We start from the raw sequence: 12922 nt of genomic DNA on the forward strand, positions 1-12922 counted from the left end.
GAACTCATCCTGTGGCCGCGCGCGCCCCCGTACGTCGTCGCACGACCCATTTCTCCCACTCCGCCGCGAGGAACACGAACACTCCGGCCCCCAGGACCTTGGCCCAGTCGGCCGGCGACAGGCCGGCGGACCCGAATACGGCCTGCAACGGCGGCGCATACGTGAAGAGCATCTGGAGCACGATGCACGTCGCTATCGCCGCGAGCGCGACCCGGTTGCCGAACAGCCCTTCACGATTGAGCACCGACCCGTAGATGTGCCGGCTGTTCAGGAGGTAGAACATCTCCGCGACGACGATGGCGTTGACCGCGATGGTTCTCGCCACCGGGGTGTCCGTCCCGTTGCGGAGTTCCCACAGGAACAGGCCGAGAGCACCGATCATCATCAGCACCGACACGAACGCCACTCGCCACACGAAGAATCGCGACAGCAGGGATCGGCCGGGCGGCCGGGGCCGGCGGTCCATCACCGAGTCCTCGGTCGGCTCGAACGCGAGCGCGATTCCGAGTGTGCTGGCGGTGACGAGGTTGATCCACAGCACCTGAGCGGGAGTGAGCGGCAAGGTGAGGTGGAACAGGATCGCCCAGATCACCACCAAGGCCTCACCGCCGTTGGTGGGCAACATGAACAGGATGAACTTCTGAATGTTGTCGTAGACACCACGACCCTCGCGTACCGCTGCCGCGATCGTGGCGAAGTTGTCGTCGACGAGGACGACGTCGGCAGCCTCCTTCGCTGCCTCGGTGCCACCGAGACCCATCGCGACGCCCACATCGGCACGGGTGAGTGCCGGCGCGTCATTGACTCCGTCGCCGGTCATCGCGACGACGTGCCCCTCGTCCTGCAAGGCCGTGACGAGCCGCAGCTTGTGTTCGGGACTCGCCCGCGCGAACACGTCGGTTTCAGTTGCGGCCGAGCGCAGTCCGTCCTCGTCGAGGTCCTCGATCTCGGCCCCGGTGAGCGGCTGCCGGCCGACGCCCATCCCCATCTGGTCGCCGATCTCCTGCGCCGTGTCGGCGTGGTCACCGGTGATCATCTTCACCGCGATGCCGGCGCGGTGACATTCGCGCACGGCTTCGATCGCCTCGGTACGAGGAGGGTCCAGAATCCCGACCAGGGCGAGCATCGTCGATCCCGACTCGACGTCCTCGAGCGAGAGTCGTTCGCCACCGAACTCCCGGTAGGCGAGCGCGAGGACTCGCAGGCCGTTGCCCGCCATGGCCGAGGCACGCTCACGCCAGTACTCGAGATCGATGTCCGTGTCGCCGCCTCTCCCCCGCTGGCGCGCGCAGTATGCCAGCACTCGCTCGGGGGCACCCTTGAGGAAGATTCGGCCCCCACCGGGCGCCCGGTGCAGTGTCGCCATGTAGCGGCGCTCGGACTCGAAGGGGATCTCGTCGATCCGCGGCATGCCGCGTTCGGCCGTCGCGCGTGACTGCTCACACTTCAGCCCCAGCACGAGCAGCGCCGCCTCGGTCGGGTCTCCCGAGATCTGCCAGATCTCGCCCTCGGGCCAGACCTTCGCGTCGTTGCACAACACGCCGGCGAGCACGGCCAGTCGCAGTGTCGGGTCGTTGTCGGCAGGCACATCGGACCCGCCGCGGGTCACCTCACCGACCGGAGCGTAGCCGACGCCACCGACGTCGAACACGTCGTCAGCGCACACCACACGCTGGACGGTCATCTCGTTGCGGGTCAGGGTGCCGGTCTTGTCCGAGCAGATGACCGTCACGGACCCGAGCGTCTCCACGGCAGGAAGGCGTCGCACGACCGCGTTCCTCCCTGCCATCCGTTGTACTCCCAGGGCGAGAGTCACCGTCATGATGGCCGGAAGGCCTTCCGGGATACCCGAAGCCGCCAGCGCGACGACGAGAGTGAACATCTCGGCCGCGGATTCTCCCCGCCAGGCCATCCCGTAGGCGAACAGGACCGCGGCCGTACCGAGGATGACTGCCGCGAGCCACCGGCCGAATCGGTCGATCTGCCGCAACAGCGGAGTCCCCGACCTGGGTATCGCGGAGAGCAGTGCGTTGATCCGCCCCAGTTCCGTGTCTGCGCCGGTTGCCGTCACCACGCCGTCGCCCTGGCCGTAGACGACGACGGTACCCGCGTGCGCGGTACCGAATCTGTCACCCAGGTCGGCATCCACCGCCGCCGCGGCGACACTCTTGGTCACGGCGAGGGACTCGCCGGTCAGCGCTGCTTCGTCGATGCGTAGCTCGCGCACGGCGAATATCCGCAGGTCCGCGGGCACCCGGTCACCGGAGATCAGCCGCACCACGTCACCGGGAACCAGATCCGCGGCCGGGACCTCCACGTACTCGCCGTTCCGGAGTGCCCGGGCGTGCGGCGCGAGCATGGCGCGGATCGAGTCCAGGGCGGATTCGGCCCGTCCCTCCTGGATGAATCCGATCGCCGCATTGATCAGGACGGCGCCGAGTAGGACCGCGGTGTCGATCCAGTGGCCGAGGAACGCCGTCACCACGGCCGCGCCCATCATGACGTACAGGAGGATGTTGTGGAACTGGCGCAGCAGTCGCCACCACCACCGATCGGCGCGGGCGGCGGGGAGCGTGTTCGGCCCGAACTCGCGGAGCCGCTGCTCCGCATCCTCGGTGCTCAGCCCGGACGGCGCGGTGTCCAGAACGTCGAACACCGCGTCCGTGTCCTCCGCATGCCACACGGTCTGCATGGGCACCGACGCTACCGACCCCCGGTGGTTCCGGCATTCCGGACAGCGAAGTCGGGACCAAAGTCCCCTCCGGGGTCCGGAAATGCCGGTAGCCCCCGACCATGAGGTCGGGGGCTACCGGTAACGGATTGTACGGCGGTGTCCTACTCTCCCACACCCTGTCGAGTGCAGTACCATCGGCGCTGGAGGGCTTAGCTTCCGGGTTCGGAATGGGACCGGGCGTTTCCCCTCCGCTATAGCCGCCGTAACTCTATGAAACTATCCACACACCCCCTACACACCTGCACCCGTCTCCCACGTCACCGTGGGGACAGAGCAAGTGGTGGGGGTATCTGTGTGTTGTTTCAGATACCGCACAGTGGACGCGTAACACCTTTGTGGTAAGCCCTCGGCCTATTAGTACCAGTCACCTCCACACATTACTGCGCTTCCAGTTCTGGCCTATCAACCCGGTAGTCTGCCGGGGGCCTTAACCCCTCAAAGGGGGAGAGAAACCTCATCTTGGAACAGGCTTCCCGCTTAGATGCTTTCAGCGGTTATCCCTTCCGAACGTAGCCAACCAGCAGTGCTCCTGGTGGAACAACTGGCACACCAGAGGTTCGTCCGTCCCGGTCCTCTCGTACTAGGGACAGCCTTCCTCAAGTTTCTAACGCGCGCGGCGGATAGAGACCGAACTGTCTCACGACGTTCTAAACCCAGCTCGCGTGCCGCTTTAATGGGCGAACAGCCCAACCCTTGGGACCTACTCCAGCCCCAGGATGCGACGAGCCGACATCGAGGTGCCAAACCATCCCGTCGATATGGACTCTTGGGGAAGATCAGCCTGTTATCCCCGGGGTACCTTTTATCCGTTGAGCGACACCGCTTCCACATGCCGGTGCCGGATCACTAGTCCCGACTTTCGTCCCTGCTCGACTTGTCAGTCTCACAGTCAAGCTCCCTTGTGCACTTGCACTCGACACCTGATTGCCAACCAGGCTGAGGGAACCTTTGGGCGCCTCCGTTACATTTTGGGAGGCAACCGCCCCAGTTAAACTACCCACCAGGCACTGTCCCTGAACCAGATCATGGTCCGAGGTTAGAGGTCCAATACGATCAGAGTGGTATTTCAACAACGACTCCACGAACACTGGCGTGCCCGCTTCACAGTCTCCCACCTATCCTACACAAACCGAACCGAACACCAATACCAAGCTATAGTGAAGGTCCCGGGGTCTTTTCGTCCTGCCGCGCGTAACGAGCATCTTTACTCGTAATGCAATTTCGCCGAGTCTATGGTTGAGACAGCTGAGAAGTCGTTACGCCATTCGTGCAGGTCGGAACTTACCCGACAAGGAATTTCGCTACCTTAGGATGGTTATAGTTACCACCGCCGTTTACTGGGGCTTAAATTCTCAGCTTCGCTCCCGAGGGAACTAACCGGTCCTCTTAACCTTCCAGCACCGGGCAGGCGTCAGTCCGTATACATCGTCTTACGACTTCGCACGGACCTGTGTTTTTAGTAAACAGTCGCTTCTCACTGGTCTCTGCGGCCCCAACCAGCTCACACCGCAAGGGTGATCACCAGCCGAGGCCCCCCTTCTCCCGAAGTTACGGGGGCATTTTGCCGAGTTCCTTAACCATAGTTATCTCGATCGCCTTGGTATTCTCTACCTGACCACCTGTGTCGGTTTGGGGTACGGGCCATGTGAAAGCTCGCTAGAGGCTTTTCTCGGCAGCATAGGATCACTGAATTCGCCTCAATCGGCTACGCATCACGTCTCAGGATATGTGCGCCCCGGATTTACCTGGGACACTCCCTACACGCTTACACCAGTATTACCACTGACTGGCTCAGCTACCTTCCTGCGTCACCCCATCGCTTGGCTACTACCAGATCAGGTCCCATGCATCCACGTCCAGGGCCCCCGAAGGGGCGTAAAGACGCTTCAGGATGGTTAGTATCACTGATTCACCAGGGGCGCGTTCACACGGGTACGGGAATATCAACCCGTTGTCCATCGACTACGCCTGTCGGCCTCGCCTTAGGTCCCGACTCACCCTGGGCGGATTAACCTGGCCCAGGAACCCTTGGTCATTCGGCGGAAGAGTTTCTCACTCTTCTTTCGCTACTCATGCCTGCATTCTCACTCGCACAGCCTCCACCACTAGATCACTCTGTGGCTTCCCTGGCTGCACGACGCTCCCCTACCCACCCACACACCTGGCCCCTCCCCCATAGGAGAAAGGCGGGCTATTGTGTGAGTGCCGCGGCTTCGGTGGTGTACTTGAGCCCCGCTACATTGTCGGCGCAGGATCACTTGACCAGTGAGCTATTACGCACTCTTTCAAGGGTGGCTGCTTCTAAGCCAACCTCCTGGTTGTCTTCGCGACCCCACATCCTTTTCCACTTAGTACACGCTTAGGGACCTTAGCCGGCGATCTGGGCTGTTTCCCTCTCGACTACGAAGCTTATCCCCCGCAGTCTCACTGCCGCGCTCTCACACCCTGGCATTCGGAGTTTGGCTGATTTCGGTAAGCTTGTGGGCCCCCTAGACCATCCAGTAGCTCTACCTCCAGAGTGAAACACGCGACGCTGCACCTAAATGCATTTCGGGGAGAACCAGCTATCACGGAGTTTGATTGGCCTTTCACCCCTACCCACAACTCATCCCCTCAGTTTTCAACCTAAGTGGGTTCGGGCCTCCACGACGTCTTACCGTCGCTTCACCCTGGCCATGGGTAGATCACTCCGCTTCGGGTCTAGAACATGCCACTCAAACGCCCTATTCGGACTCGCTTTCGCTACGGCTACCCCACACGGGTTAACCTCGCGACATGCCACTAACTCGCAGGCTCATTCTTCAAAAGGCACGCCATCACCCACCCACCGAAGTGGCACAGGCTCTGACGGATTGTAAGCGCACGGTTTCAGGTACTATTTCACTCCCCTCCCGGGGTACTTTTCACCTTTCCCTCACGGTACTAGTCCGCTATCGGTCACCAGGGAGTATTCAGGCTTATCGGGTGGTCCCGACAGATTCACACCAGATTTCACGGGCCCGGTGCTACTTGGGAACCCTTCACGAGAGCCGAGATGTTTTCGTCTACGGGATTCTCACCCTCTACGACAGGCCGTCCCAGACCACTTCGACTAACAACTCGGTTTCTTACTCTCGCCCGTCATGACAGTAACGGGAAGAAAGGCCCCACAACCCCACGAGTGCAACGCCTGCCAGCTATCACACACCCATGGTTTAGCCTCATCCGCTTTCGCTCGCCACTACTCACGGAATCACTGTTGTTTTCTCTTCCTGTGGGTACTGAGATGTTTCACTTCCCCACGTTCCCTCCACACACCCTATATATTCAGATGCGGGTAACACGACATCACTCGTGCTGGGTTTCCCCATTCGGAAATCCTCGGATCTCAGCTCGGTTGACAGCTCCCCGAGGCTTATCGCAGCCTCCTACGTCCTTCATCGGCTCCTGGTGCCAAGGCATCCACCGTACGCTCTTACACACTTACAACAAAGATGCTCGCGTCCACTGTGCAGTTCTCAAACAACACACAACCAGAAAGCCCCACCGGCCACCAGACCACGTGATGTCACCACCACCCGCGGTATAACCGAAACTCCCTGATCGTCGTCACTCATCCAGAGAAGAAACACTCACGTGTTCTCTCAGGACCCAACAGTGCATCGATATAACCCTCTTCCCCACCAGCACTCGGGCCGGCAGCAACGAAGAGAATACTTGTCAGCGTTCCACCCATGAGCTCCCACCGGACAACATGCGTGTCCGTAATGGGCTCTGCTTGCTCCCCCACACCACTGTGTGAGCGAGACAAGAGAATGCTCCTTAGAAAGGAGGTGATCCAGCCGCACCTTCCGGTACGGCTACCTTGTTACGACTTCGTCCCAATCGCCGATCCCACCTTCGACGGCTCCCTCCCACAAGGGGTTAGGCCACCGGCTTCGGGTGTTACCGACTTTCATGACGTGACGGGCGGTGTGTACAAGGCCCGGGAACGTATTCACCGCAGCGTTGCTGATCTGCGATTACTAGCGACTCCGACTTCACGGGGTCGAGTTGCAGACCCCGATCCGAACTGAGACCGGCTTTAAGGGATTCGCTCCACCTCACGGTATCGCAGCCCTCTGTACCGGCCATTGTAGCATGTGTGAAGCCCTGGACATAAGGGGCATGATGACTTGACGTCGTCCCCACCTTCCTCCGAGTTGACCCCGGCAGTCTCCTGCGAGTCCCCACCATTACGTGCTGGCAACACAGGACAAGGGTTGCGCTCGTTGCGGGACTTAACCCAACATCTCACGACACGAGCTGACGACAGCCATGCACCACCTGTACACCGACCACAAGGGGGGCCGTATCTCTACGGCTTTCCGGTGTATGTCAAACCCAGGTAAGGTTCTTCGCGTTGCATCGAATTAATCCACATGCTCCGCCGCTTGTGCGGGCCCCCGTCAATTCCTTTGAGTTTTAGCCTTGCGGCCGTACTCCCCAGGCGGGGCGCTTAATGCGTTAGCTACGGCACGGATCCCGTGGAAGGAAACCCACACCTAGCGCCCACCGTTTACGGCGTGGACTACCAGGGTATCTAATCCTGTTCGCTACCCACGCTTTCGCTCCTCAGCGTCAGTTACTGCCCAGAGACCCGCCTTCGCCACCGGTGTTCCTCCTGATATCTGCGCATTTCACCGCTACACCAGGAATTCCAGTCTCCCCTGCAGTACTCAAGTCTGCCCGTATCGCCTGCAAGCCAGCAGTTGAGCTGCTGGTTTTCACAGACGACGCGACAAACCGCCTACGAGCTCTTTACGCCCAGTAATTCCGGACAACGCTCGCACCCTACGTATTACCGCGGCTGCTGGCACGTAGTTGGCCGGTGCTTCTTCTACAGGTACCGTCACTTGCGCTTCGTCCCTGTTGAAAGAGGTTTACAACCCGAAGGCCGTCATCCCTCACGCGGCGTCGCTGCATCAGGCTTTCGCCCATTGTGCAATATTCCCCACTGCTGCCTCCCGTAGGAGTCTGGGCCGTGTCTCAGTCCCAGTGTGGCCGGTCACCCTCTCAGGTCGGCTACCCGTCGTCGCCTTGGTAGGCCATTACCCCACCAACAAGCTGATAGGCCGCGGGCCCATCCTGCACCGATAAATCTTTCCACCACCAGACCATGCAGCCGGTAGTCATATCCGGTATTAGACCCAGTTTCCCAGGCTTATCCCAGAGTGCAGGGCAGATCACCCACGTGTTACTCACCCGTTCGCCGCTCGTGTACCCCGAAAGGCCTTACCGCTCGACTTGCATGTGTTAAGCACGCCGCCAGCGTTCGTCCTGAGCCAGGATCAAACTCTCCGTTGAAGACTCTAGATATCACCAACCCCAAAAGGGCCGGCTAATCAGTCAAACACATCGAGCCAAATCACTAGCATACAAAAACTCAAACTAGCATTCACAACACTGACCCCTCCCCGACGGAAGAAGGAGAAGAGCCAGCAAATACCCACCCCGGCCCAAAAGACCGAAGCAGAGTACCAAAAAATGGCACTGACATTCATCGACACACTGTTGAGTTCTCAAAGAACACGCACACACCATCACCACCCACCAAGGCAGATCCGAGGCAACCGTTCCATCTTATCCGAAGTGGCTCAGCTCCACAAGTAGTGGGGCCGGATGACTTCTCGGACCGGAGTTCCTACTGTACACGACAGAGTCACTCCTCGAATCAGGCGCCTTCGTCCAACCTCGTTGTCTCACCGGCCGGGGCCGGGAGTCGGTGTCCGTGTCGCTCTGACCTGGAATAAGTTACGCGACGATGTACGCGTTGCCAAATCCCCAGGTCACGCGCCCCACCTCGTGGAAACTCCCCAGGTCAGCGGCGCCCACGCCCCCATTCGACGCGGAATCGGAGACGGTATCGGGACTGTGATGCCCACCACGGGGGGCGCAGGCTCGGATCCGCGAAGCTTCCAGCCGCCGGTGCGCTACCGAGGGTCAGCGCGCGTCGGTGGGCTCGGTGCCCACGCGCTCGATCCCGCCCCCGAGCGCCTGGAGGTTCTCGACGAACCGCGGGTAGCCGCGATCGATGTGATAGACGTCGTGCACCTCGGTGACCCCCTCGGACACCAGCCCTGCCAACACCAGGCCGGCGCCCGCGCGAATGTCGGAGGACCACACCGGCGCACTGGAGAGTTGGGAGATCCCGCGCACCACCGCATGGTGACCGTCGGTGCGAGCGTCCGCGCCCAACCGGATCATCTCCTCGACGAACCGGAACCGTGCCTCGAACACGTTCTCCGTGATCATCGATGTTCCGTCCGCGATGGTCGCCAGACCGATCGCCATCGGTTGCAGATCCGTCGGAAAGCCCGGGTACGGCAAGGTGGCAAAGTTGACGGCGCGCGGCCGGGCGCGCTGCACGACGCGGAAGCCGTCGGTCTCAGGGGTGACCTCTGCGCCGGCGGACGACAACTTGTCGAGCACGAGCCCGAGATGTTTGGGGTTGACGCCGCGCACTCGGACGTCGCCTCGCGTCATCGATGCGGCGATCCCCCACGTCGCTGCGACGATCCGATCGCCGATCACGCGGTGCGATGTCGGTTCGAGGCGGCGCACGCCCTGGATCGTCAGCGTGGACGACCCGGCCCCGCCGACCTTCGCGCCCATCTGTACGAGCATGTTGCAGAGATCGACGATCTCCGGCTCCCGTGCCGCGTTGTCGATGACGGTCTCGCCCTTGGCGAGCACCGCAGCCATGAGGATGTTCTCGGTCGCGCCGACCGACGGGAAGGCCAAGCGAATGTTCGCGCCGTGCAGATCGTCCGCCCGGGCGACGACGCAGCCGTGCTCGATCGTGCTGTGTGCACCGAGGAGCCGAAGACCCGATTGGTGCATGTCCAGGGGACGCGAGCCGATCGCGTCACCGCCCGGAAGTGCCACTACGGCCTGTCGGCAGCGCGCCACCAGGGGTCCGAGGACACACACCGACGCCCGGAACTGGCGCACCGCGGCGAAGTCCGCGTGATATTTCGGTTCCGCAGGGGTAGCGATCCGGACCACGTCGCCCGCCAGCTCGACCTCGCAGCCGAGCCCGCGGAGCACATCCGCCATCAGCGGGACGTCGAGGATGTCCGGGCAGTTCGTGATCTCGGTGGTGCCCTCCGCGAGGAGTGCGGCAGCCATCAGCTTGAGCACGCTGTTCTTCGCGCCGCCGACAGACACTTCACCGGAGAGGCGGCTGCCGCCGGTCACCAGAAACCGTTCACTCACACTCCACAGCCTAGAGCCATGAGGTGCTCAGGCGTTGCCCGGTACCGTGGCTCCATGGCCGTGCACTTGACGAAGATCTACACCCGGACCGGCGACGACGGCACCACGGGGCTCAGCGACTTCTCCCGCGTGTCGAAGAACGACTCCAGGCTGGTCGCCTACGCCGACTGCGACGAGGCCAATGCCGCGATCGGCGCTGCCATCGCGATCGGCGATCCGGACGAGGAGATCTCCGTCGTCCTCCGTCGCATCCAGAACGATCTGTTCGATGCGGGCGCTGATCTCTCCACACCGGTGGTGGACGCGCCCAAGTACCCGCCGTTGCGGATCACCCAGCCGTACATCGATCGGCTGGAGGGCTGGTGCGATGAATGGAACGAGCAACTCGAGCCACTGAACTCGTTCATTCTGCCGGGCGGTACGCCGCTCGCGGCCCTGCTGCACACAGCGCGCACGGTCACTCGTCGTGCCGAACGCTCGGCATGGGCCGCATACGACGAGCACCCTGAAGAGACGAGCGTGCTTCCCGCGAAGTACCTCAACAGGCTCTCCGACCTGCTGTTCATCCTCGGCCGGGTCGCCAATCCCGAGGGCGACGTGCTGTGGAAGCCAGGCGCCGGCGCCTGACGTCGACGATCAGCCGGGGTTCGGTCTCCGCCGTTGGGACCGGCCGGAGGGCCGGGACTCGACCCAGGAGAGGAAGGCGGTCAGGGCTCCCCCGTCGAGGGCGACCTCGTATCGGTCCGCTCCCTCGGACACTCCGAGGATCACGATGTCCTCGGTCATGATGTCGAACTCGTTGCCGCGTGGGCTGCGCCGCCCGTCGACCTCGATACCCAACCGGGCGATCTTGGAGTCCGGGCCGGGCCGCAGGCTCGACAACTTGTAGAAAACCAGGTCACAGTCGCCGTATCGGATGATTCCGTGCCGCCAACCGGCACCCTCCGCGGCGGGCAACACCCGCAGAATCGCGGCGGTTCCGCCGCGTCGCAGCACGACCAGCCGATACAAGAAAGCCGCGACGAGGGCCGCGAGCAGCACAACCAGAATGATCAACAGAATCATTCCGATCGTCACTGCTCGTCGGCCCCTGTCGCGGTTGTCTCGGTCGCGGTCGTCTCGCCGGTCAGGCGCGCTCGACTGCTCGGACGCGGCCCTTGGCGACGGCGAGATCGGCCTCGTCCGCACCGGAGCCGGACAACACCGCCTTCGCCGACTCCACGTCGATGTCCTCGGCCAGGTCCGCGGACTCCGCCAGCACGGTCACCGTCGTCGCGGTCACGGACAGGAATCCGCCGTGCACCGCGGCGACCACACGCTCGCCGTCCGCCGTCGTGATCGCGACGATCCCGTCGTCCAGGAGCTGGCCGAGAAGCGGCTCGTGACCGGGCATGACGCCGATCTCGCCTTCCGTGGTCTGGGCGACCACGAGGCTCGCGGTGCCCGACCACAGCCGCTTCTCGACAGCGACGAGGTCTACGGTCATCTCAGCCATGGCGGACTACTTTCCGGCGATCTTCTTGGCGGCAGCTTCGACGTCGTCGAGGCCACCGAGGCTGTTGAACGCCTGCTCCGGGAAGTGGTCGAACTCGCCCTTGCAGACCCGGTCGAACGCCTCGATCGTGTCGCGCAGCGGGACCACCGAACCCGGCTGACCGGTGAACTTCTCGGCCACGATGAAGTTCTGGCCCAGGAAGCGCTGCAGACGACGCGCCCGACCGACGAGGACCTTGTCCTCCTCGGAGAGCTCGTCCATACCGAGGATCGCGATGATGTCCTGCAGTTCCTTGTACTTCTGCAGGATTCGCTTGACCTCGTTGGCAACCCGGAAGTGCTCGGCACCGACGATGCCGGGCTCGAGGATGCGGGAGGTCGAGCTCAACGGATCCACCGCGGGGTAGATACCCATCTGCGAGATGGGACGCGACAGTTCGGTGGTCGCATCGAGGTGCGCGAACGTCGTTGCCGGCGCCGGGTCGGTGTAGTCGTCGGCGGGAACGTAGATCGCCTGCAGCGAGGTGATCGAGCGGCCACGGGTCGAGGTGATGCGCTCCTGCAGCTCACCCATCTCGTCCGCCAGCGTCGGCTGGTAACCCACGGCGGAAGGCATACGACCGAGAAGGGTCGACACCTCGGAACCGGCCTGGGTGAAACGGAAGATGTTGTCGATGAACAGCAGGACGTCCTGGCCCTGCACATCGCGGAAGTACTCCGCCATGGTCAGTGCGGACAGGGCGACGCGCATACGCGTTCCCGGCGGCTCGTCCATCTGGCCGAAGACGAGGGCGGTGTCCTGGAGGACGCCCATCTCTTCCATTTCGAGGTGGAGGTCGGTGCCCTCACGGGTGCGCTCACCGACGCCGGCGAACACCGACGTACCGGAGAACTCACGCGCGATACGGGTGATCATCTCCTGGATCAGAACGGTCTTGCCGACACCGGCACCACCGAACAGACCGATCTTGCCGCCCTTGACGTACGGGGTCAGCAGGTCGATGACCTTGATACCGGTCTCGAGGATCTCGGTCTTGCCCTCGAGCTGATCGAACGCCGGCGGCTTGCGGTGGATGCCCCACTGCTCGCCGTCCCGCCCGGTGCCCGGCGCGTCGAGGCAATCGCCCAGGGCATTGAACACGTGCCCCTTGACGACGTCACCGACGGGAACCGAGATCGGCTTGCCGGAGTCGACGACTGCCGCGCCGCGGACCAGGCCGTCGGTCGGCTGCATCGAGATGGCGCGCACCATGTTGTCACCGAGGTGCTGAGCAACCTCGAGAGTCAACGTCTTGGCGACCGACGGGAGGGTGACCTCCGCCTTGAGCGCGTTGAAGAGTTCGGGCACTGCCCCGCGCGGGAATTCAACGTCCACGACGGGACCGATCACCCGCACGACGCGGCCGGCGACGTCGGTCGCCCCCGCCGCGTTGTTTTCGGTTACTGCTGCGGTCATTG

At 62.7% G+C, this 12922-nt stretch carries 6 protein-coding genes and 3 rRNA genes; 1 reads left to right on the forward strand and 8 read right to left on the reverse strand.

The features are described 5' to 3' along the window. Positions 1-4: 4 nt before the first annotated feature. From G4H71_RS02445 to murA, 5 genes are all read right to left on the reverse strand, one after another. Positions 5-2692, reverse strand: a complete 2688-nt coding sequence (locus tag G4H71_RS02445; RefSeq protein WP_072739166.1) for a cation-transporting P-type ATPase — start codon at positions 2690-2692, stop codon at positions 5-7. A gap of 130 nt (positions 2693-2822) precedes the next feature. Further along, a 5S ribosomal RNA gene (gene rrf / locus G4H71_RS02450) occupies positions 2823-2939 on the reverse strand. A gap of 129 nt (positions 2940-3068) precedes the next feature. Continuing rightward, a 23S ribosomal RNA gene (locus tag G4H71_RS02455) occupies positions 3069-6202 on the reverse strand. Between the two features lie 337 nt (positions 6203-6539). After that, positions 6540-8059: ribosomal RNA gene (locus G4H71_RS02460) — 16S ribosomal RNA — on the reverse strand. The 16S, 23S and 5S rRNA genes sit together here, the layout of an rRNA operon. 636 nt (positions 8060-8695) lie before the next feature. Continuing rightward, positions 8696-9970, reverse strand: a complete 1275-nt coding sequence (gene murA / locus G4H71_RS02465; protein ID WP_072736940.1) for a UDP-N-acetylglucosamine 1-carboxyvinyltransferase — start codon at positions 9968-9970, stop codon at positions 8696-8698. A 54-nt stretch (positions 9971-10024) separates the two neighbouring features. On the opposite strand from murA, the gene G4H71_RS02470 reads away from it, so the two are divergent. Beyond that, positions 10025-10597, forward strand: a complete 573-nt coding sequence (locus G4H71_RS02470) for a cob(I)yrinic acid a,c-diamide adenosyltransferase (RefSeq protein ID WP_072736939.1) — start codon at positions 10025-10027, stop codon at positions 10595-10597. Between the two features lie 9 nt (positions 10598-10606). On the opposite strand, the gene G4H71_RS02475 is transcribed toward G4H71_RS02470, so the two are convergent. From G4H71_RS02475 to atpD, 3 genes are all read right to left on the reverse strand, one after another. Further along, entirely contained in the window at positions 10607-11035 is a 429-nt protein-coding gene (locus tag G4H71_RS02475; protein ID WP_072737005.1) for a DUF2550 domain-containing protein, read from the reverse strand. A 61-nt stretch (positions 11036-11096) separates the two neighbouring features. After that, positions 11097-11465: a F0F1 ATP synthase subunit epsilon gene (locus tag G4H71_RS02480; RefSeq protein WP_072736938.1), complete on the reverse strand. Its 369-nt coding sequence runs from the start codon at positions 11463-11465 to the stop codon at positions 11097-11099. Between the two features lie 6 nt (positions 11466-11471). Then, entirely contained in the window at positions 11472-12920 is a 1449-nt protein-coding gene (atpD, locus tag G4H71_RS02485) for a F0F1 ATP synthase subunit beta (RefSeq protein ID WP_072736937.1), read from the reverse strand. Positions 12921-12922: the final 2 nt, after the last annotated feature.

The sequence above is a fragment of the Rhodococcus triatomae genome (assembly GCF_014217785.1).
Taxonomy (GTDB): domain Bacteria; phylum Actinomycetota; class Actinomycetes; order Mycobacteriales; family Mycobacteriaceae; genus Rhodococcus_F; species Rhodococcus_F triatomae.

What these genes read in the sequence shown, in the direction of transcription:
- G4H71_RS02445 (WP_072739166.1), bottom strand. Translation starts at nt 2,692, where the DNA reads ATGCAGACCGTGTGGCATGCGGAGGACACGGACGCGGTGTTCGACGTT.
- G4H71_RS02475 (WP_072737005.1), bottom strand. Translation starts at nt 11,035, where the DNA reads ATGATTCTGTTGATCATTCTGGTTGTGCTGCTCGCGGCCCTCGTCGCG.
- atpD (WP_072736937.1), bottom strand. Translation starts at nt 12,920, where the DNA reads ATGACCGCAGCAGTAACCGAAAACAACGCGGCGGGGGCGACCGACGTC.
- G4H71_RS02480 (WP_072736938.1), bottom strand. Translation starts at nt 11,465, where the DNA reads ATGGCTGAGATGACCGTAGACCTCGTCGCTGTCGAGAAGCGGCTGTGG.
- G4H71_RS02470 (WP_072736939.1), top strand. Translation starts at nt 10,025, where the DNA reads ATGGCCGTGCACTTGACGAAGATCTACACCCGGACCGGCGACGACGGC.